Source organism: Pseudomonadales bacterium (assembly GCA_024234615.1).
Taxonomy (GTDB): Bacteria; Pseudomonadota; Gammaproteobacteria; order Pseudomonadales; family IMCC2047; genus JAJFKB01.
The window spans coordinates 93,225-114,600 of record JACKNY010000003.1; the positions used below are offsets into that span (position 1 = coordinate 93,225).

General features: G+C 49.0%; 21 protein-coding genes. 1 reads left to right on the top strand and 20 read right to left on the bottom strand.

Annotation, left to right across the window (positions count from 1 at the left end; translation table 11 throughout):
- Window positions 1-22 precede the first annotated feature (22 nt).
- The 17 genes from H6995_13125 to H6995_13205 all read right to left on the bottom strand — a co-directional run bounded on the left by H6995_13125 (window position 23) and on the right by H6995_13205 (window position 19,135).
- Window positions 23-5,305, bottom strand: a complete 5,283-nt coding sequence (locus H6995_13125; protein MCP5215940.1) for a hypothetical protein — start codon at window positions 5,303-5,305, stop codon at window positions 23-25.
- A gap of 11 nt (window positions 5,306-5,316) precedes the next feature.
- Window positions 5,317-5,772: a pilus assembly PilX N-terminal domain-containing protein gene (locus H6995_13130; GenBank protein ID MCP5215941.1), complete on the bottom strand. Its 456-nt coding sequence runs from the start codon at window positions 5,770-5,772 to the stop codon at window positions 5,317-5,319.
- Window positions 5,762-6,550, bottom strand: coding sequence for a prepilin-type N-terminal cleavage/methylation domain-containing protein (locus H6995_13135; GenBank protein MCP5215942.1), 789 nt, complete (start codon window positions 6,548-6,550; stop codon window positions 5,762-5,764). The genes H6995_13130 and H6995_13135 overlap by 11 nt, the downstream gene beginning before the upstream one ends.
- Window positions 6,551-6,558: 8 nt before the next feature.
- On the bottom strand, window positions 6,559-7,068 hold the full coding sequence (locus H6995_13140; GenBank protein ID MCP5215943.1) for a prepilin-type N-terminal cleavage/methylation domain-containing protein: 510 nt from the start codon (window positions 7,066-7,068) through the stop codon (window positions 6,559-6,561).
- 55 nt (window positions 7,069-7,123) lie between these two features.
- Entirely contained in the window at window positions 7,124-7,570 is a 447-nt protein-coding gene (locus tag H6995_13145) for a prepilin-type N-terminal cleavage/methylation domain-containing protein (GenBank protein MCP5215944.1), read from the bottom strand.
- 58 nt (window positions 7,571-7,628) lie between these two features.
- Window positions 7,629-8,066, bottom strand: a complete 438-nt coding sequence (locus tag H6995_13150) for a type II secretion system protein (GenBank protein ID MCP5215945.1) — start codon at window positions 8,064-8,066, stop codon at window positions 7,629-7,631.
- A gap of 92 nt (window positions 8,067-8,158) precedes the next feature.
- Window positions 8,159-8,722 carry a type II secretion system protein gene (locus H6995_13155; GenBank protein ID MCP5215946.1) on the bottom strand — a complete coding sequence of 188 codons (564 nt, stop codon included), beginning with the start codon at window positions 8,720-8,722 and terminating at the stop codon, window positions 8,159-8,161.
- 72 nt (window positions 8,723-8,794) lie between these two features.
- Window positions 8,795-9,319 (bottom strand): hypothetical protein, encoded by a 525-nt coding sequence (locus tag H6995_13160; GenBank protein MCP5215947.1) that lies wholly within the window; start codon window positions 9,317-9,319, stop codon window positions 8,795-8,797.
- Window positions 9,319-10,542, bottom strand: a complete 1,224-nt coding sequence (locus tag H6995_13165) for a type II secretion system F family protein (GenBank protein MCP5215948.1) — start codon at window positions 10,540-10,542, stop codon at window positions 9,319-9,321. Before H6995_13165 ends, H6995_13160 begins: the two co-directional genes overlap by 1 nt.
- A 20-nt stretch (window positions 10,543-10,562) precedes the next feature.
- Entirely contained in the window at window positions 10,563-12,314 is a 1,752-nt protein-coding gene (gene tadA / locus H6995_13170; protein ID MCP5215949.1) for a Flp pilus assembly complex ATPase component TadA, read from the bottom strand.
- 12 nt (window positions 12,315-12,326) lie between these two features.
- Window positions 12,327-13,745 carry a hypothetical protein gene (locus H6995_13175; protein MCP5215950.1) on the bottom strand — a complete coding sequence of 473 codons (1,419 nt, stop codon included), beginning with the start codon at window positions 13,743-13,745 and terminating at the stop codon, window positions 12,327-12,329.
- Entirely contained in the window at window positions 13,742-14,653 is a 912-nt protein-coding gene (locus tag H6995_13180) for an AAA family ATPase (GenBank protein ID MCP5215951.1), read from the bottom strand. The genes H6995_13175 and H6995_13180 overlap by 4 nt, the downstream gene beginning before the upstream one ends.
- 109 nt (window positions 14,654-14,762) lie before the next feature.
- Complete coding sequence (gene mshL / locus H6995_13185; protein ID MCP5215952.1) at window positions 14,763-16,493, bottom strand: pilus (MSHA type) biogenesis protein MshL; 1,731 nt, start codon at window positions 16,491-16,493, stop codon at window positions 14,763-14,765.
- Between the two features lie 47 nt (window positions 16,494-16,540).
- A complete protein-coding gene (locus H6995_13190) occupies window positions 16,541-16,903 on the bottom strand; it encodes a hypothetical protein (protein MCP5215953.1) in 363 nt (120 codons plus the stop codon).
- On the bottom strand, window positions 16,900-17,586 hold the full coding sequence (locus H6995_13195) for a hypothetical protein (GenBank protein ID MCP5215954.1): 687 nt from the start codon (window positions 17,584-17,586) through the stop codon (window positions 16,900-16,902). The genes H6995_13190 and H6995_13195 overlap by 4 nt, the downstream gene beginning before the upstream one ends.
- Entirely contained in the window at window positions 17,586-18,203 is a 618-nt protein-coding gene (locus H6995_13200; GenBank protein ID MCP5215955.1) for a PilN domain-containing protein, read from the bottom strand. The genes H6995_13195 and H6995_13200 overlap by 1 nt, the downstream gene beginning before the upstream one ends.
- Window positions 18,200-19,135: a hypothetical protein gene (locus tag H6995_13205; protein ID MCP5215956.1), complete on the bottom strand. Its 936-nt coding sequence runs from the start codon at window positions 19,133-19,135 to the stop codon at window positions 18,200-18,202. The genes H6995_13200 and H6995_13205 overlap by 4 nt, the downstream gene beginning before the upstream one ends.
- Before the next feature lie 268 nt (window positions 19,136-19,403).
- Here H6995_13205 and trmL point away from each other — a divergent pair, with 268 nt between their 5' ends.
- The gene (trmL, locus tag H6995_13210) at window positions 19,404-19,880 is read left to right on the top strand and encodes a tRNA (uridine(34)/cytosine(34)/5-carboxymethylaminomethyluridine(34)-2'-O)-methyltransferase TrmL (GenBank protein MCP5215957.1); all 477 of its coding nucleotides are present in this window, start codon (window positions 19,404-19,406) and stop codon (window positions 19,878-19,880) included.
- Window positions 19,881-19,891: 11 nt separating this feature from the next.
- Here trmL and secB read toward each other — a convergent pair whose 3' ends face one another.
- The 3 genes from secB to H6995_13225 are packed head-to-tail and all read right to left on the bottom strand — an operon-like array spanning window position 19,892 to window position 21,103.
- Window positions 19,892-20,407 carry a protein-export chaperone SecB gene (secB, locus tag H6995_13215; protein ID MCP5215958.1) on the bottom strand — a complete coding sequence of 172 codons (516 nt, stop codon included), beginning with the start codon at window positions 20,405-20,407 and terminating at the stop codon, window positions 19,892-19,894.
- Between the two features lie 39 nt (window positions 20,408-20,446).
- Entirely contained in the window at window positions 20,447-20,707 is a 261-nt protein-coding gene (gene grxC, locus H6995_13220; GenBank protein MCP5215959.1) for a glutaredoxin 3, read from the bottom strand.
- A 12-nt stretch (window positions 20,708-20,719) separates the two neighbouring features.
- Window positions 20,720-21,103 (bottom strand): rhodanese-like domain-containing protein, encoded by a 384-nt coding sequence (locus tag H6995_13225; GenBank protein MCP5215960.1) that lies wholly within the window; start codon window positions 21,101-21,103, stop codon window positions 20,720-20,722.
- Window positions 21,104-21,376 lie beyond the last annotated feature (273 nt).

Here is a 21,376-nt window from a genome sequence, read left to right on the forward strand (position 1 = left end):
AACCCGCCAGCCCCACTAACTTCTATTGGAATTTTTCTCGCCAATAAATAATCCGATCATGCCCGCGATAGTGACCAAAGGTCGCCAGCCCAGACGGATTTTCGGGAGTTAAATCACCATTAAAATCAAACTGCAACCAATTGGGCACCGTCAGAGTCACTGTCACATTTCCATCATTGCCAGCGCCGGGTTTCTCCAATAGCAGCGGTGACAGACGAGGACTTCTACCATTGATCATAGCCGTTAAAACACTAGGTTCTATAACATTTACCGGGGCAACACCCGCCAAATCACCCGTATAGTTCGATAGCGTCGCATCTGTTTTGATATAGCTAGAACAGCTGTCTTCGGTATTCAGCTTAAATTGTGCACCATCAAAATATTCCGACTGCAAGTTCACATCCAAGTCCAACAGTTCCGGTCCGTAGGCGTTATTCACCACCATTCGGCCGTAACGCTGTACCGTTTCTCCCAGTTTGACATGATCATTCGTGGCATCGTTATCCACATCCAAATCTCGGCTCGCCAGAATCACGGTTACGTCATCATCATCTGTTGGTAATACGCCAATCTGGGCCAAATAAGGCCCATCAACCATCGTATCTCGCGCTAAATTAAGGGTGGAGCTTACATCACCGGTGCCGTCGTCATGCCAATTAAAGGTAGCTAGCCCAGTTTCCGTAAGTCGAGTAGGAAATAATGTGGGAATGACTAAATCGATCGCGCCGTAATCCAATGCACCAAGCGTCGCATCCAGTTTAATAAAACCACCACGATAGTTCACTGTGGTCGCCGTACCGGTATTCTTCGCGGTCAGTGTATAACTCGTCGTGAAATCCTGAGACAAATAGGTAAAACCTCCGCTAGCGCAAGCTTCGGTGACAATTCCGGCGGAAAGTTCGAAGCGATCTGGAATAAACCTGCCAATATTGGCACTGGTGAAAAGCCCCAAATTTTCATTCAAATATTGCGGTGGGTTCGCGGAAATAGTAAATACACCCACTTCACTGATAGTTTGATTGGTCAGCGTTTTGGAACCGTTACTCGCTGCGTCAATGGTAACGGTAGTAACACCCAGGGTCGCATTTGCGCCGCCGCTTGGCGCGACCAAGCTTGGTGCCAGACCGATACTCGCTAGTTGGAAATTCTTCGTCGTAGCGTTAGTGCCGCCAACACCAGAACAGAAATTCGTATCCGCAGCGCTCTCCCAGGTGACTCCACGCACATTCAAATCAAAATTTTCGCCGGCTTTTTTAAACTTGGAACAGCTGGCATTGCCTGATACACACACTGAAGCAGCTTCTGTCGCCTCCACACACAAGCCCGCCGGTTTCACTACAAACTGATTGGAAGCACCGTTCAGAATAAACGCGGGATCTGGAGCGGAGGCCGTCACCTCCTTGCGGGCATGCAGGCGGATTTCACCAGCATCCAGATAATTAAAACTAAAATTGGTGACGCCCGACGCATCGAAATTCATATTGACCGGTTGATAACTAACCACCGAACCATTGGGGTTGCCTTCAATCGCCAAGGTCTGCGCCGCAGAAATTACTACACCATTATTAGTTTTGCAGGTGGTCGGGTTGTTGCATTCAAAGGCGAGCTCTACAGGAATATTACTGCCACTTAACGCCCCTTCACAGGCCATTGTATCGGTATTGGTCTGTACTGCGCGCAATTGCAAGACTTGCTCACCCGGCGCTACGGCGGAGGATTTTCCGGATATTTGCGTCCCTATAGTCTCCGCTGTGCCGTTGGCGTAAAAACGAAATGCGGCATCAACGAAGGCAATATTTGGGTCTTCTAACGAACCATCAATATCGCTAGCCGTACCGTCGTCCACATCGATATCAATATGCGGGCTGGTGGTCACTGTGGTCTGGGTCAGATACAGCTCGACAACAGTTTCTGTACCATCAAAGGTATAGCGCGCCTGTCCCGCACCGGGCCCACTACTAAAACTACCGCCTCCTGCTTTCAAGGCCCAACCATTTGCCGCAGGCCCCGTTGACAGGGTAATCTGAGTACTGCTACTGGGTGCCACCGGATCATGGTTCGTATCGTGGGCGGTAATGCGCACCGTTTGCGCTTCGCAGGTAATACCAGGCGTTGCCGAATAACTGATCGCATAATGATCCACCGCCGAGCAGGAGCGCAATGTGCCATCCCAATTATTACCCGCTAAAATGTTAGCACGCCCGGCCTGGATATCAGTCGCACTCAAGCGTTGATTGAACACCATGACTTCATCCAATAGACCCTCCCAATCCTGACTAGCATCAAAATCACCGCCCAGCGTATCCTGATCCTGGCCGATAATCAGACCACCCGCCACAATACTCAGCGGATCGGAATCGTTACTGTCTGGGTGGGTAACACAGCCCTGTAGTACTCCATCCATATAAAAACAACTTTCACGAATTGACGCTTCACGGGTCCAGGCAAATTGATGCCAGGCATCATCGTTTGGTGCCGACAATAGGCTAATATCGCCGGTGTCATTAAAAAGCTCTTCAGAAATAATCGGCGTAAACCGGTTGGCGGTATCAAACAACATGACCAGCTCATTAGCAGCTGCCAGCGAGGTTCCGCTTGCCCCTGAAACAATCGCCTGAAAACCGTTGATAGAGGAGGATTTTCCCCAGGCAACCAGGGTAAAATCCTCCAACCCATTCATCGCTTGGCTGTTCATGGATAAATAGTCAGAAGCGCTGTTTGCAGAAAGGTCTGCCGCTTTGCAGAGCACCCCACCAACCGTGGAAACATTAACAGCAACGCCATGGTAATTGCTGCCACTGGAATCCACCACCTCATTGGCGACACCCGACCAACTGCCCTCATCGAAACGCCATTCCGCCACAGGCGAATTGGCACAGGGGTGGGTTTCATTCATCAACTGACCGATTTCCGTTGCCGATAACGCACCCTGATACACTCGTGTTTCATCGATAAAGCCGTTGAAGCGCCAATTAGCTACCGCTTCACCGCCAGCGCTATTCGTTTCCCCACCAATGCTAGCACTGCCTGGATCGCTACCCCAGGTGCCAGTATAGGTAGAACTGGTGCCACCGGTACTGAGCGCTACCGCAACTCCATCCACATAAATTTGTCGGGTTTTGGCCGCCGCATTATGCACAACCGCGACATAGTGCCAGGTATTGGCGCTAATGACGGCGCTCTGTGTATCTACTATTATCGGCGAGACATTCCTGGAAAAGAATCTCAAGCGGCCATCACCACCGTCGCCAAGGCTAAAGGCAAAACCTCCCGAGTTGTTTTCATCATCGGCATAAATACGTTGATCCTTGCCCAATTCACGAGCATTAATCCAACTCAGGATAGTAAAATCACCAGTCAAATTCGGCACTGATCCCGGCACTGCAATATAATCGTTTACTCCATCAAAATCGCCATAACGACAGGTGCCAGGACTTCCCAGCTTGGCTGGGCTCAAATCATCATTTACCAGCCCATTGACGGCACTCGCGTCATGTCCATTGCCGCTAGCATCTAATAGTTCGGCGCCAGCGCCCGTCCATGCCGGTTCATCCATTTTCCACCAGGCGACAGGGTCGTTACAGCCTTTATCCTTGTCTGCCAAGACCTCTGCCTGAGAAATACTTCCCGTATACACCTTCAGTTCATCCAATCGACCACTAAAACGGTAGCCATTTGAACCCCACCAGCCACCAATACGCATATGCGAATTAACCACCGAGTTACTATTGTTCGGTGAGCTGTGTTGTTGACTTAAAGTTTGCGCGACACCATCAATGTAGATCTCATTATTGGTCATATTATTATTGGTAAAGACCACCGCCACATGATGCCAGCTGTTGGCTAAACTAGCCGATGAAACCCCGTAAATATCACCCGCACCGGAGTTAAAGCCAAACGCACCGTTATATAACCATAAATCATGATACTGCCAACCCATCGGCATTACGCTATTGGTGCCGTCCCAAAACATCCAAAATGAAACGCTGGTTGTATCTCCAGAGGCCGTTGAAACAGGCAGCCCAGTCATATCAAATGCGCCACCGTTGAATTCCCCCGCGTAGCAAGTATTGGGTTTACCACCGCTGGCTGGCGCATCAACCCGCGTTACCGCTCCGGTTTGGGTGCCATTCGCCGCACCCACGGCATCTAAAAGGGTACCGCTTAGGTGCCAGTCACCATCAAAATCGTACTCCGCCACCAATACCGCCGGAACCGGAGGCGGCGGCACACAGGTCGGGCAGGTTGCACTGACATAGGTGAGATCAGCATTGACCTGAGCCTGGGTTACCTCGCCGCTGTACACTTTGACTTCATCAATATTGCCGGAGAAGCGGTAGCCATTGTCTCGCCACCATCCTCCGATCCGTAAATGAGGATCCACCACCGCTACCGAGTTATTGGGTGAACTCTGTCGTTGAGTCAGCGTCTGCGACACACCATCGATGTAGAGCTTATTGGCGGTGACATTATTGTTAGTAAAAACCGCCGTTACATGGTGCCAACCATCGGCCAAACCGGCTGAAGCGATACCGTAAACATCGCTATTGCCGGTATTAAAGCCGAAGGAACCGCTCACCAGCCAGAGATCGTGGCCACCCCAACCGATCGGCATCACACTGTTGGCGCCACTCCAATACATCCAGAAGGAAACACTGGTTTTAGCACCGGATGTCGTATTCACTGGCAACCCGTTAATATCGATCGCGCCACCCGCCATTAACGCAGATGAGCAGGTGTCCGGTTTGATACCGGATGTGGCCGTACTATCTCTACTAACGGCACCACTAACCGCGCCATCGTAACTACCGACACTGTCGCCAGCGACGCCCGTGGTCGCCCAGTCGCAAACATCGAATTTGTAGTGAGCGAGCAATGTTGCCGCTGGAGAAGCAACCGACCAGGCCGCCGTAAACCCAGCCCGGTTGCCACCAGGGTTGCTGGTGAACACTAAGTACATTGCCCCTGAATTTGCCACCACATCCGAGGGTAACGAGCTACCATTGAGGGTCGCTAACAAGGGCGCAGAGGCATTGGCTCCATTATAAATTCTGAGTTGATCGGCATTTTGCGTATCAAATTGGGAAAAACTAAGGGTGATAGTGCCACCGCCAGAGGGTTGAATTAGAAAACTACAGTTTTCACTATTGCCATAGTTACCCCCCGGCCCGCCGGAATCATAAAGCGTTCCACTATTCGCTGTAGAGCTCGTATTCGCACACATAGTATCTGCACTGGCGTTGATACTCAGCGTTGACAACGCCAGCATTAACAATCCTGTGAGTACTATTTGAAGACGCTTCATCTATTGTCCATTTAGTTATTTTTTGCGCCGATCTCAAGCTTACGAATGGCCTGTACCTGGCCGCTTCCGCAGCTCCCCTGACTATTAATTGTATAATAGCTGGCATTACTGCCGGACTGTGAGACGCAGCTGACCACCGCACTACAGGAATACAGTCCCGCCTGGGAAAAACTCAAATTACTGGATGCACCAATGGCAGTGCATTCTAAATTGGAATGAGTACTATCAGCGGGTCCCGAGGCGTTAAAAAATAATCGTGACATAGCCCAGGATGCGCCGCTTTCCGCCGCATAAAAAGCACGATTGGATAATTCTTCATGAGTCGCTGACAGATTGCTGCGTGATGATAACTGCGCAATCCCCACCGCCAATAATGCCATTATCACCAGAATGAATACGGCAATCGGCAGACTGAAACCAGCCTGACGAAACATGGGTGGCCGCTGTGCAGCTTGGCTAGGGCACATTTCGTATCTGCACTGTATGACTGATTTTAACGGGATCGCCGCTTCTCAGCAGATTCAGCGACACATTCACCAGTGCATTTCGCACCTGCGTACCGGGCACATACTCAAACACCTGTGGATCGGTTATATCGATATTTTCAGCAATCAAAGTGTCCGTCCCGCCGGGGTTACTTTCGACAAAGGTGTTGTCGATGTTATAACCGGCATAAAAAGTCAGCGCATTGCTCGATGCACAAAAACGTTCCGGTTTACCGACGAGATAAACCCGTTGCGTGGGTGAAGTGCGGGTAAAACTATGCTCGCTTTGCAAGGGAATATCGGTGCGCGCGCCGGTTCCCGTAATCGTCGTTTGTGCGATGACTTCGCTGGCGCTATAGCTGTCTTTATAGAGTTCGCTCGGCGCGAGCGCGGCAATCACCGCATAATTTTGTGCTGCACTAGAGAGCGTAAAAGAAGCCGTGATTAAAGTGCTGACCGATGCAGGTAATACACCTTCATATGAACTTGCCCCCAACACAGGAAAATATTCAATGCAGCTGCCTGAAGTACTCACGCGCACGCTATTGGGTAACGCGTTACGTAAACGCCGGGTCATTTTCTCCACCGCGATGCGCCCAGCGGCTATTAATTTTGCGCGATCGGCGGACTGGGTGTATTGCTCCATGCTCTGCACGATGTAGCGCGTGGTGCCCAAGGCGAGAATCCCCAGAATGACGATGACCATAATTAATTCAATCAGGGTGAAGCCGACCTGTGTGTGTATTTTATTGGATGTCACCCTGCCACCTAAAAGTTCGCTCGATAGGCACTTAAATCCACCGGCGCGCCCACCGGTGGTGTCACGGTCACTTGAATCAGCTTAGCCTGATTACTAAGCAGCCCGATATCTGCTCCGGCATATTGCACCGTCACAGTTAACCCAAACCCAACGTAGGGGGCAACCAAGGTTGGCGTGTAGCCCGCATAATCATCCACATCATCATATCCATCTACACTACCTTCTTCCGGCCCCAGATTGCCAGCTAGGGTACAGGGCAACATCCCCAGCTCACCGGAGTCGCAAGGTGGGAAGCCTCCATTCGGACTGCTCTCATCGTAGCGTTTGCCTAGTATTTCATCCAGGGTCGACTGCGCCAGCTCCAGCGCACGCACCTGATAAAGGGGGTTGACGCTGGAGAGGTTATGTTGATTCAACGCCGCAAACAGTCCGGTAGTGGCAATACCAATAATGACGATAAATATAATCAACTCGATCAGCGTAAAGCCCCGCGCGGATACGGATTTGCACAGATGCAGACCTTGCGCTCTTTGGGTATTCAATCGTTTCAAAGCTGGAGGAGTACGATAAAAATTACAGACAAGTAATAGCACGCGCGAACCCTGAATTATTTACCATTACGCACAAGGAATCACCACCAATGCTACTGATAGTAAAGGTAGTTTCCGTAGTTTGTCCGAGCGAATTGCTGTAATCCAGCGGCAGCGCCGTCGACGCTGTAATACTGCTGACTTCATCCTGAAAATGGAGAGGGTAGGAAACACCTGCAACCTGATAATCACTACCATCGACGGTCAGGCTGTAACGTTTATTATCCGCATCGATAGTAAAGGCGATAGTACGACCTGTCATGGCCAGTTGTTGTGCCAAGTTAAGAGTGGATATCAGGTTTTCCTGTTCGATTCTTACTGCGAAGGTATCTTCATTCGCAAATCGTGAAGCCACCGTCACTGCAAGTACACCGACAATTACGATGGTGACTATTAATTCTAAGAGAGTGAAACCAGAATGTTTATACATTTAGAGCTAAAGAGCGCCCTCAAACAAAAAGAAAGCGCTCAATTAACGGGAAACCTTTTTAATCTGCACCAGTGATTGTGAAATTAACTGGAGTTACACCGGAACCAGTAATTGTCAAAGTACAGGTTCTATTTGCACCATATGCTAAAGCTGTAGTATCTCCTGCTACTGCATAAGCTGGACTGGTAGGCATATCTTCCTGTAATAGGTTGTTTGCTACTGTTAAGGTACAGCCACCAGTTGTTTGAACTACTTGAGCAGTTCTTCCAGTTGCAGCATCAACAGCCGTGGTCGTATCAACTCTTCTAGCTAAATAAGTCGCATAGTTAATATTATTACCGCCGTTAATTGCTCCGGCAAACCCTTCCACCGCAGCTTGGTTTGCATCCCCAGTCAAATCCACAAACCTCGGCAGCGCCGTTGCCGCCAAAATACCCAAAATAACGATGACCACGACCAGCTCGATCAGAGTAAAACCTGATTGTTGATTCTGCATTTTTACCTCTGCCTTTAAGTTCATGAGTTTCTTCCAAATTCTTCTAAAGTTATAGTTTAAATTCAGTTAGTTACAAATAATTTTTTCGTTCTTTATAGATCAGGTACTGTGGTGATGACCTGACCGGTACCCACGTTATATTCAATACGGTGTGAGGGTGGGTTTGCCGCCGGCACACTGGCCAGCTCATAGCGGCAAACGTCTGGGTTAGCGTTTACCACGGTAACGTGATATCGCGCTTTGCCTCTATCGGCAGCGGCAACGGAGGTAGAAGGCGGACTTTGTAATAGGCTGTTCCAAACTTGCTGGCATTCCTGCTCATTCTGGTCGTTCAAACCTGCGCCAACAGTGTCGGTATTTGCCGGCCAGCCATTTTCGTTCATGTTGATATTGCTGCCCTCCAGGTTGATCTGAATATTAGGTGTGCCTGGACTGTGTTTATCCGCTATCCAACGTGCATGAGCAATAGCAACGGCGGTAGCAAAGCCGCCACCCACACCCTCTACTGCGGCCGCTTCTGCTTCGTCGGTGACATCAAGAAAACGGGACAAAGCGGTGGCCGCCAGTAACCCCAGAATGACAATGACGATGACAAGCTCGACCAGGGTGAAGCCCTGCAGCCTACTCCCTCTTTGGTTATGCATATTTACTCCCATAATTTTTCTGATAATATGCGGTTAAATATCAAAATGATATTATCCTCGCACCGACAAACCCCTCCTGATTTTCTAATTCACCCACTCATAGGGATTCAGCGACACCAGCCTAAGCCCCTGCGCTTCATCCACTTTGGCATCGAACTGTCGATTACCATTGTTATCGGCATAAATGAACTTTAGTTGATATTCTGCCTGCGTTTTAGCGCCATTTTGTACCTTAAAATAACCTTTATGCTTAACGCCATAAATCAACTTTTTACGATTGGAATCAAAATACCAATTGCCACTTGCTGGTTTGTTCTCCAGGTTGGTGTATTGACCTGCATAGTTCTCAGGTTTTATGGTCAGCAGTTTAATTGGGTTCTCACCATCCCAGCGCGACAATCCCGCCATATCGTTGACCACCAGATGCTCCGCGGTCAGGTTAGTCAGCGCCTTTTCCAGGTTTTGCACAACTTCCGCAATCGCCATCTGTTCCGCATCGACCGCAAAACGTACTAACATTTTTAACGCCATAGCGATAAAAACAAACACTAGTGTAATTGCCAGTATCAGCTCTAAATAAGAGTTTTTCTTTTCCTTCACTTTCGTCATTAACGCCCTTTAACCGCGCTCGATAAATCCCACATTGGCAGAAATACGCCCAAGGCCAATATCAAAACCATACCAGCGACTATTAACAGCAGTATCGGTTCAATTTTATCGCCTAGGCTTTTTAGGTCGTAATCGACCTCCTGTTCATAAAAATCGGCCACTTCGTCTAAAAGGTCATCCATGGTACCAGTTTCTTCACCGACCGAGATCATCTGCAATACTAATTCAGAAAACATACCGCTATTTTGCGCCACGCGGGAAAAGTTTTCACCCCGTTCGATGCGTGTGCGCATGGCATTAATTTTACTTTCTATGTAGCGGTTGCCAACCGCACTGCCCACTACATTCAATGCCTGAATGATAGGCACACCTGCCCGCGCCACCATGGCATAGGTGCGGGCAAATCGACCCAGATTAATACGTTCAAATATTCCGCCCACCAGGGGTATCCGCAACTTCATGCGATCCCAATTCAAACCGCCAATATCAGTGGCTATATAGTAGCGACAGGCCAGGATAGAACCAATGATCGCCAGCAGTAGCCAATACCAGTTATTGACCGTGAAATTGGAGCAGCTAATCAAAAACTGTGTTTGCCAGGGCAGTTCCGCGTTAAAGCTACTAAAGAGTTTGGCAAAGGCAGGCACCACCAGTACGTTAATAACACCGATGGCAATGACAATGGCAACGATGACAAAGAGCGGATATCGAGTTGCTTCACCGATGCGCTTCTTGGTATCTCGTTCCAGCTCAAGATAGCCCGCTACTTGCTTAAAGGCGAGATCTAAACGCCCGGTATTTTCGCCAACATGGATCACACTGACATATAAAGGTGAAAAAATTTCCGGATGCCGATTCAATGAAGAAGCCAGATCCACCCCCGACTCCAGCGTATCCGCGACATCGTAAAGTGTTTCTTTAAGGGTTTCATTTTTAATCGACCCCGCCAAACCGCGCAGCGCCCTGATAATAGGTACGCCAGCTTTGTTCAGGCTATGCATCTGGCGGCTGAAGATAATCAGCTCTTCCACACTGATGCGCTTGCGAAACAGCTTGGCAAAATCAAAGGAATTACCTGCCGCTGCAGCAACTTCCTGGATGCTTAGCGGAATCAAGCCACGGCTATTTAACTGCGTCGCTACCGCCTCAGCATTAACTGCGTCCAACTGTCCGGTGATCAACGCCCCCTGCGCATCACGCCCTTTGTATTGATATTTAGCCATAGTTTAGCGATTCACTTTACTCATAGTGAGGGCTCGACAATTCCGGCTTCAATATTTTCCGGCGCCTCATCGACCTCTTCCGCAACCCGGAAGACTTCCTCCACTGAAATAATGCCCTGTTCGGCATACTCAAGCGCCGCGTAAATCAGTGGTTTAAATCCCGAGCTCGCTATTGCCGCTTTAGTAAAAGCTGAAGTATCGTTGTTACGCAAGGCATCCGCCATTGGCGCGTTAATTTCAAGTATTTCAAACACCCCTATGCGCCCTCGGTAGCCAGTATGATTACAATGCTGGCAGCCCTTGCCCATCTTAAACTGGACACGCTCCAGGTCACGACTATCCATCACTGATTCCAATAATACCCGTTCCTGCACATCCGGTTCATAGTCTGCACTGCAGATATCACAGACACGACGCACTAAGCGTTGCGCAATAACCGCACGCAAAGATGCAGCGGCTAAATAGCCTTCCACGCCCATATCGATTAAACGCATAGCACTGGTGACCGCATCGTTGGTATGCAAAGTGGAGAGTACCAGGTGGCCAGTCATGGAAGCACGTAAGGCAATTTCGGCAGTTTCACTATCGCGAATCTCTCCCACCAAGAGTATGTCAGGGTCTTGGCGCAAGGTTGCCCGCAAGACTTTGCCGAAGGTCAGGCCAATTTTAGTGTTCACCTGCACTTGCTGAATCCGCTCTAGTTGGTACTCCACCGGATCTTCGACGGTAATAATTTTCTTTTGTGGTTTATTCAGCTCAGTTAATGCGCCATAAAGCGTAGTGGTCTTACCACTACCGGTAGGTCCCGTCACTAATATCAACCCATGCGGTCGATGAATAAGCTTGCGGAAGCGCGCCAGAATATCCTTAGGCATCCCTGAGTGCTCTAAGTTAATAGCACCTTCGGAGTGATCCAACAAACGCATTACTACCGATTCTCCATGCTGCGTCGGCATGGTAGAAAGCCGCACATCCACATCGTGACCTTTCACACGAATGCTGAAACGGCCATCCTGCGGCACGCGCTTTTCGGAAATATCCAAGCCTGACATGAGTTTTAATCGCAACACCAGCGCGGCAGTTATGCGACGCTCTTTCATCACATGTTCTTGCAACACACCGTCGATCCGTTGCCGAACCCGCACGACTGTCTCATCCGGTTCGATATGAATATCTGAGGCCTTCACCTGCATCGCATCCTCAAAGATGGATTGCAGCAACTTCACCACAGGTGCTTCGTTATCATCTCCGGTCGCGGCAAGTTGACCTAAGTCGAATTGATCTTCACCCAATTCATCCTGTAACTCCTCAGCTAAGCTGGAAATTTCACCGATGCGGCGATAGACCATATCGAGTGCTTCCAACAACTCGGATTCGCGCACCACAGCCTGTTCAACCGACACACCCAGGACCCGTGAAATTTCATCATAGGCGAAAATATCCATAGGATCACTCATGCCTACTAACAGACCGCCACCCTGTTTTTTTAGAATCACGGCGCGAAATCTGCGGGCTAAGGTTTCCGGTAAACGCCGAACCAAGTCTTCGTCAAAATTAAAATTTTTAAGATCGATATAGGGTAATTTCAGCTGCTGCGACAAAATGTTCAACAGCTTATCCTCGTCAACATAGCCCATGCTGATAAGTGCACGACCTAGCCGCATACCTGATTTCTTTTGTTCAGTCAGCGCCGTCATCAACTGCTCTTCAGTGATAGCACCCGCCTGAACCAGCAAATCGCCAAGTCTCAATTTTCGTTTTGGTTCTGTCATAATTCCATCAGTTTAATTTAATACCTGTATTCTGCTCTCAGCGTACTTCTTAAGCCTAGCATCAATTCCAGGGATACGCCTTGCCTGCACATAGGCTCTCAGCGCATCCTGCTTAAGTTCCAGCGCTTCCAGAGAAATAGCACTGCCGACCCACCACTGCGCCTGTTCCGCATCCTTTTTCAGTAAGACCTGATACACTTCTATCGCACGCGCATGCTGCCCCTGCTGCTGAAACAGCGATGCCAGTAGCGCCAGATATTCTTGATCCTGATTGTTCTGCACCAAGTTCCTATTCAATAAAGCCAATGCCTCAGCCTGTTGCTCACGCGCACTGAGCAAACGAGCCTGTAATTTGATATAGGCACCGTGCTGAGGCGAAATTTGCATTCCCTCGGACAGCACGTTTTCCGCCAGCTCCAACTTAGCCTGTGATAACGCCCAAACCGCTAATGTCTCACGCGCCTGCTGCGCTGTGGGATTTTCCGTAATAAACTGCTGCAATTCCGTCACGGCCATTTGCGCCTGCGCCTGACCGGATCGCATTTGGTTTAACGCATTTTGGCTTGCTCTTCGATCACGCTCTGCAAGAGAAGGTATACTGGTAGTTTTACTGAACTGCTGCGTCTTACCAGATATCTGCACTGGATCAACCTCAGAGAAAGAGCCGCCCTCATCTGCAAGCGCCTGCGCTTTAGGCCGAACATTGTCCTTGGGTTCCGTCGCTGCGGGTTCTAAGTCTGTCGGAACCTTTGACGAAGATTCTGTCGCAACCACCGGACTCGATAGATTCGCCATTTCAGGTACGGCAAATAGATCCAACACCAGAGCATAATACTGCCCACGAGCTAACAGGTAAGTCTGAAAATTCGCAGCTTTGGCTAAAGTGACTTTTAAAATCAGGCCACGCTGCGCGCTCGCTACATCCAGCGAATCCACCAATGGGTGTTCGGCAACACTGGGTAACAACGTGGTTAATTCCGTATTGGGCAACTTAATCATTAACTCTGTTTGGCTCAGCGCACTTACCTGATGCTCTACCTTTTGTGTTAATTGCACTTCTATACGAGCCCCTTGCTCCAGTTGTGTCACAAACACAGCGCTAATCTGTGCTTGCTCCGGAGCGACCTGAGTAGCGGTGGGGGGAGTTATTTGCGCCTTTACGGCCGGATGCAGCAACACCATGGCTTCTTGATTTTGCGCTTCGGCTGTCGTCAGGCGCTGCTGGTAACTCCCATAAAGCTGGTAAAGGAAAACCGCTAAGGCCAACACACCCACCAATACAATCAAGAGCAACAGCAGACGATGCCAGTTAAGCTGAGATGATCTCTCCCGTACTGGCGCAATGGTTCCGCCAGCATGGCTTTGCTGAAAGCTCTCACCGCCAGCCCGGCGATCATCCAAATCCTTAAGCACATCGTTTATCAAACTCATAGTGCCATCCGACCGGCGAGGAAAACACCGCAGGCCGCCAATAACAGCAGTATTGCGTACGCGCCCCAGTGGGCATAGCTAGACGCGCTTATCACTGAAGCGACCCCTTCAGTATCCTGAATAGCACGTTGGACATAGGCTTTTTCAATGCGATGGTCGCCTTTACCATAAGCCACCATCAGCGCCTTATGGCAGAGGATATTAATGAGCCGAGGCACACCACCTGATGCACGATGCAAAAGTTTCAGCGCCGCAGGTTTGAACAGGTGTTCGCCATTGTAGCCAGAACCCGACATGCGATGGGTGATATAACGATCCAACGTCTCCAATTCCAGTGGCTTAAGGTAACAGGAAAACGTAATACGCTGCTTAAGCTGACGCAACGACTTACGGTTCAATAATTCATCCAATTCCGGCTGTCCGAAGAGCACCACCTGTAATAACTTTTGCGTTTCCGTCTCCAGGTTAGTCAGCAGCCGCAGTGCCTCGATGGTTTCTTCCGGCATCGCCTGGGCTTCATCTATCAGCAAAACCACCAGTTTATTCTGTTGCGCGAGTTCAATGAGCCGCTCGGTGATTTTCTTTAACACCGCATGCTGACCTTCGTTGCGGTGAACAGTCACCCCCAACTCCTCGGCAAAGGCAATGCGCATCCCTGCGGGCGTTAAATGTGGGTTAGGGATATAGGCCGTTACATAACGCTCATCCAAGCTGTTCAAGAGTTTACGGCAAAGTATGGTTTTGCCAGTGCCAACCTCACCAATAATTTTGATAAAACCGGCAGCGTTATCCAGGCCCACGAGCAGCAGGTTCATTGCCTCTTTGTGACTACCCACATTGAGAAAAAAATGTGTGTTCGGCGTCAGCGAAAAGGGCATTTCATTGAGGCCGAAATGCTGTAGGTACATGGTTTTTCAATAGATCTGTCGTGTTATTATTAATATCTGTCAACACCGCACCCCGCTTCGGGTAAGGCAGTATCGCAAACTCAGGTCAGAAATATTCATCTTAGGGTTTTTACTTAAAAAACCCAGGTTCTATCGCTTCGCGTAAACCTTTAACGTTTTCCCGACTTTTTTCGATCTCGTGCTGCCAAGCTTCGTCAGTCGCAACAACTGGCCGTAACAAAATAATTAGCTCACTCTTGGTGGAGCCCTGCCGTTTTTGGCGGAAGGCGTTACCAAAAAAGGGGACGTCTCCAAGCCCAGGCGTTTTGGCATTGCCATCGGTCGAACTGTTTTGCATCAGCCCGCCGATTACCACAACCTGGCCGTTACGCGCACGAATAATCGTATCGGATTCCCGAATGGTGCTCAGCGCCAACGGCAAGGTCAGTTGCCCGGTTGGTGCAGCGACAGTTTTACTCTGATCAACCACTTCGCTGACAGTTGGATGCACATGCAAAATAATATCGCCTTCATCGCTAATTTGCGGCGTAACATCGAGTGCAATACCGGAGAAAAAGGGCGTTAATTCCACATCAACCGTTGGTGTCGAAGAGGTTGTGGTGGTGGTGGTTTGCGATGATACTTCGGTGACAAAAAACTCATCGGTGCCGACCTTGATTACGGCCTTTTGATTGTTGACAGTAGAAATCCGCGGACTTGACAGCACCTGCACGGTACCCTGAGTTTTTAGCAGCTCAATCAGGCCGTTGAAGTCCTTCAGATTCAGCGCCGCGCTAAAAGCGCCACCAATATCAGTACCAGATAAGTCTGTCTGCAAATTAGGCACATTAATAATGGAGCCATTTAGCGAAGCCGAACCATCCGAATCGATAATACGACTTCCCTGCGTCAAACCATTACCAAAAATAATATTTTTATCACGACCAACCTGGGCAACAGCTGCCCAATTAATACCTGCTTGAAACCCTTCGTTAAGTTGAACCTCAAGAATTTTTGCTTCCAAAATCACCTGACGTCGCAACGACAGCTCGGCTTTATCGAGAAACTCCTGTGCTGCCCGCAACTCCGCCGGATAAGCCTTGATCACAACAATTCCCGCTTGCGGGGACACAACCACCGACCGCCCCTCACCCCCGCCGACAATCATGCTGATAGTCGCGCTCAAACCATTCCAAAAATCTGCTTGTGTTTCTGTTTTGATGCGTGTCCCAACCACCGCGCGCACCCCTCCGGTATCACTTAAATTATCACTATCCAGATCGTTTTCCGTACCCGTTTTAGAGGTATCAACACTGCTCACCTGTCCAGCACTCACCTGAGTTTCCGAGGAGCCATTACGCTTAACGTTAAGATAGTTAATTTTAAAAATTTGGGTCCGCATTCCGGTCGGCAACACTCGAAACAAATTCCCCGATTGCTCGTAATCGTAGCCGTATACATCGCGCACGACCTGCATGACTTCAGCAACTGAGACATCCTTCAGTTCCAAGCTAATATTGCCAGTAATCCCAGGGTGAACCACCATGTTATAGGCGGTATCACGCACCAAACCAATAAAAAAGTCACGGGCAGGCAGTTGATCAACGGCGATATCGAAGCGGTCTTCGACCGGCTCAGATAAACTTCGATCCAGTTCTAAAGGTGGGATTAAGGCCTGATTGACCGAATCCGGTGGTGTCGCTCTATCAGGTTTCGCCTTAGCCTGCTCTAGCGACGCCTCCAGCTCCTGTTCCATCTGTCGCACCGAGGATGTGTCTTTGGCCGGGCCGGTCTTGATTACTTGGCAACCTGACAGCATGATGGCCATCAACAGCACTGCCCCTTGGGTTATCCTCTGCATATTTGTCTCCGCACTACCCTTCTACTTTAAGCATCTGAGAGAAGCTCTTAATTAATTTTTTTAACATTCTCACCCGCCAAACTAATATCAAAAACAGCACCAGGTATGGCCAGTCTAACGCTCGACTTACTGATTTTCTGCACAACCGCTTCAGCCACCTTTTCACCTTCGCGCACTCGCTTACCGTTAATCACGGCGATGCGCCGACCGGCACTTACTAATACCGAATGCAGCCGATAGCTTTCCCGCAGGCGTGACAAATAGGCATTATCTCCCGCCGTATAATAGGCAGGTTGCGTTGGGTCTTTTAATTCCGCCGCGATAACCGCACTAACAAGAGCGGCCAAAACCGCCACTGCACAAGCTTTAAATACAATTTTTAAGACAATAGAAAATTTTAGCACCCTCATACCCCTATCCATCCGGAATCGGTACTGAGGGTATTGATCTGCAAACGAATACTGGCACGTGGGTAGTCCTGCACCTCATATTCCAGTTCACCCCAAAGAACCTGCCAAGGTAGCTCTTCCAACGCCTTTAAATAACGCAATGTTTGAAAATATTCACCCTCTAACAGCATTTCCACACCATGCTGATAAAGCACGACCTTATCTTCATCCGGCTGGGCTGTGGATGCGTTAGTACTACCCGTTTGTTGGAGGTTTGCGCTAATTTGCCGACCGGGAATATTGGTCACCTTGACCAGTCTCAGTTGCGTTTCTTGACGCAGCACCTGCTCTAGCACCTCCGCCATTTGGCGCGGCGCTATCAGCCTTGATGTTAACCCGTCAATGCGCTGATTCGCTTCTTGGAGAGCTTTTTCTAACTGTTGTTTTTGCTGTTTTAATTCTTGATTAGGATCTTCGGCAACAGCTTTCAGAGCGAGTACCATTTCCGTACTTGCTTCATTTATTTTGGATTGCGTTACGCTGATCTGCTGTCGCAGGCTAGCCGAACTTCTTTGTAACGGCGAAAACAACAGCTGATCCCATAAGAACACCAGTAGCGCCAACAGGGCGACCATAACTATATTGCGCTCACGGGTACTCATGTTCTCAAACTGTTGCTTTATTTTTTCTAGCCCGGCAGACATTAATTTTCTCCCTGCTTCTGAGCCTTATCGCTTTTTGCCCGAACGCTAAAAACCATAGAGGCCTGAGCTTCCGAGGTCTTAGCCAAACTAAAAATATCAAACTGGGCTCCCTCGAATACCGGCTCTTGTGCTAAATTCTGAATTAACTGTGGTACATATTCCGGACGCCCGGTAAGACCATCAAGACCCAAATGTATGCCCCCATCCGTCAACTCAATTTTAGTCAACCATAAGCCGTCCACATGCCTCCTCGCCAACCCTTCCAGATAGCTTGAAAAACCTCCGTCATTGCCCACTCTATCCTGAGTTAACGCTTTCAGCAGCAAGACTTTCTCCTGCCGTCTTGCAGCCAATCGATTCACTTCCGCTTCGAGCTTCGGGTCAATACCCGGTTGCGGCATAGATTGACGTAATTCTTCCAGCCGTTGTGCTTCTGATATTTGCTGTGCTGTCACTCTTTCCAGTTCGGTACGCAAATCCCGGTATTCCCAAAACGCAAACAGATAAACCAGCATCAATATCATCGCTAACCCAAGCGCAATTTGCGGAAAGGGTGCATAGCATTGCCAAAAACTTGTCTCGATGCGCGCCTCGTAGAGGTTAATCTGCTGACTCATAGTGCTTCCCGCCTCAGCCCTGCCGCAATCGCCAGCAGGCACTGATGTTGAAACTCCATCGAAAGCGCCTCAGCACCTGGCAAATATTCAGGTAAATTAAGCATGTGAGCGTTTAATCCCAAATTAGCGTTGAGCGCATCCCCCAAAGCCCCACCCAATTCGCCAACAGGCAGCAACAACAATTCAGTTGCCGGAATTTGTCCTAGCTGGCTTTCGTAATAGTCCAGAGAACGCTGGGTTTCTAACAGCAGGTGGTTGAAGGCGTTGGAACTTGCTAGCTCCTGAGGGTCAACAGCAGTGAGATCCGCTTTAATTCTGCGGGTTAGATAGAGCGAATGATTTTTAACCAGATTGACGATGCCTTCGCCCCGCTTCAAGAACATCAACGCACAACCATGGCTTTCCGTATCAAAACCGTTCAGTAAATTGCATAGGGAGGTTTCAGCAACATCAATATATTTCAGTTGCATGCCCGCGTTATTGACTAAATCCTCAGCTGCATCAACTACTGCGCGTGCTGCCGCAACAACATAGATCATTTGTTGGCGGCCACGAAAAGCATCGGCTGGCAAGCGAACGATATCAAGCGCCGCTTCATTGACATTGAAATCAACTAAATCTTTAATTCGCCAGCGGACTGCCTGCGTCAATTCCTCTTCCGGCACTTCCGGCGGCTCAATCAAGAGCAGGCTATATTGGGAAGGACTTAGGATAAAGTTGGCGGACGCACCCTGCAGACCCATTTTATTTACTTGCTGGGTGAGCACCTCAAGTTGTGCTTTAGCACCCTGACACTCACCATATTCACAGGCTTTTAATTGAATTTTGTCTGCACTGGAGCCCTCGATATGGGCGACAGCAATGCCTGTAGCGTCAACACTGACCCCCACTAACCCTTTAAGCTTGCCACTCTTTTTAAAAAGACCCAGCAATATTCTCTCCTTCACGAGCTTTATTATTGTTTTGACAGCTTAGCGTGCCTTCGCCACTTTGCCATTTACTCAGCCGTACTTGTTAGCTTAAACCGAACGTCATTTCTGTTAAGCTTTATATGGTTCTACCCCTTGTTGTCACGTCGTTATCGCGTCGCATATGATACGTGGGACGGGAGACAGGTATTGATGATCAAAATACCTCAGCTCTTATGCAACCCTGTATCGGCGCACTTTCTATTTTCTTTATTCAGGACAAATACTTTTTATGTTTCATGTTGTACTTTATCAGCCCGAAATCCCACCAAATACCGGCAACATAATTCGACTTTGCGCCAACACCGGTTGCCAATTACATCTCATCAAACCACTGGGGTTCGATTGGAACAACAAACAACTACGTCGTGCGGGCCTGGATTATCATCAATGGGCCGAGGTCAAGCTCTACGATAACTACCAGCACTACTGTGCTGAATCGAAACATACTGAGCCCACCGGCTTAACCTATGCACTCACCACCAAAGGCAGCAAAAACTATAGCGAACCCCGCTTTGCGGCTGGCGACCGATTTATGTTCGGCCCAGAAACCAGAGGCTTACCGACGCACATTCTGGACGCAACACCCGAACATCAACGCTTACGCATTCCAATGTTGGACAATAGCCGCAGCCTGAATCTCTCCAACAGCGTTGCTATTCTGACCTACGAAGCCTGGCGTCAACTCGGCTTTAAAGACGGCCGTTAACCGCAATCAGACTAGTGTGTGGTGCCCGCTTCTTTCTGGGCGTCAGCCCCACCCTGCTCCACCTGACGCTTCTTGGCTTCGGCAAAAATTGCATCAAAGTTAATGGGCGCCAGATGCATGGGTGGGAAATTTCCTCTTACCACCAGATTGTCTATCGCTTCGCGCGCATAGGGGAAGAGTATATTAGGGCAGAAAGCGCCTATCGTATGCTCCATCGCGGGACCTTCTAAGCCTTTAATGGAGAATAATCCGGCCTGTTGCACTTCAGCCAGGTAAGCAGTTTCATCATTATTGGTCACAGTGATGGTCAGTGTTAGCACCACTTCAAACAAGTCGTCTTTCACTTTGGAGGCATTAGTATTCGCGTCCAGTTTTACCTGTGGCGCCCATTTTTCCTGAAAGGCAACAGGAGCGCGCGGCGACTCAAAGGAGAGATCCTTGATATAAATCCGCTGCATGCCAAACTGGGGTTGCGGTGCTGAGTTTTCTGTTGTTGCCGCGTCATTAGTCGATTCATTATCTGCCATATCAATTTCCTTAATTTTCTACTGAATATTAAATTTTGTTTATTCAACGGCTAAAAGGGCGTCTAGCTCGCCAGCATCATCCAAGGCACTGAGATCTGTATAACCACCCACATGTCGTTCACCAATCCAGATTTGCGGCACCGTATGACGCCCGCTTAATCTCACCATTTCCTGCATTTGCAGGATATCCTCATCAACTCTAATATCCTGATACTCGATACCTTTGTCGTTGAGTAACCGCCGCGCTCTAATACAATAGGAACAAAACTTTGTAGTATAAATCTTGACCAGTGCCGACATAAAAGTGCGTGTTTAGCTTTTCACCACCGGCAGATTAGATGAACCCCACTCAGCCATGCCGCCTGCCATACGGGTAACTTGATTATAGCCTGCTTTCATGAGTATTTTGGCGGCCGCACCGGAGTGTTGACCCATTTTACAAACCAAGATGATGGGGCGGTCTTTATATTTTTCCAACTCTGTCAGATGGCCTGAAAGGCTGGTATAAGGAATATTTAAGGCGTCAACGATATGTCCGCTTTTAAATTCAGCCTGCGGTCGCAAATCCAGCACGACGGCCTTTTCCCGATTAATTAATTTAGTTGCTTCATGGGTGGATACGCTTTGCCCACCCCGTTTATTTTCCGTAACCACCAACGCAATCAGTAACACCACCAACGCGGTGGCCAACAGCATATGATTGCCAATAAACTCGAATACCTGCTCCAATGCCTGACTCCGTTAAAAAATCGATGCGAAAGTATACACTGCAATCACTCATGACTAAACAGCCCCCATTAATTTAATGAGGGCCTCTAACCTTTTATTTTACTAACAAAATATTTGCTCTGGCGCACCTTGCTCCGCTCAGCTGAATAGCCATCACAGGCTGTTCCGGTTAGAATCAGCGCTGACGGGATTAGAGCCCTCTAGTTAACTCATTCGGCATCTATTCCATCAATCAAGTAT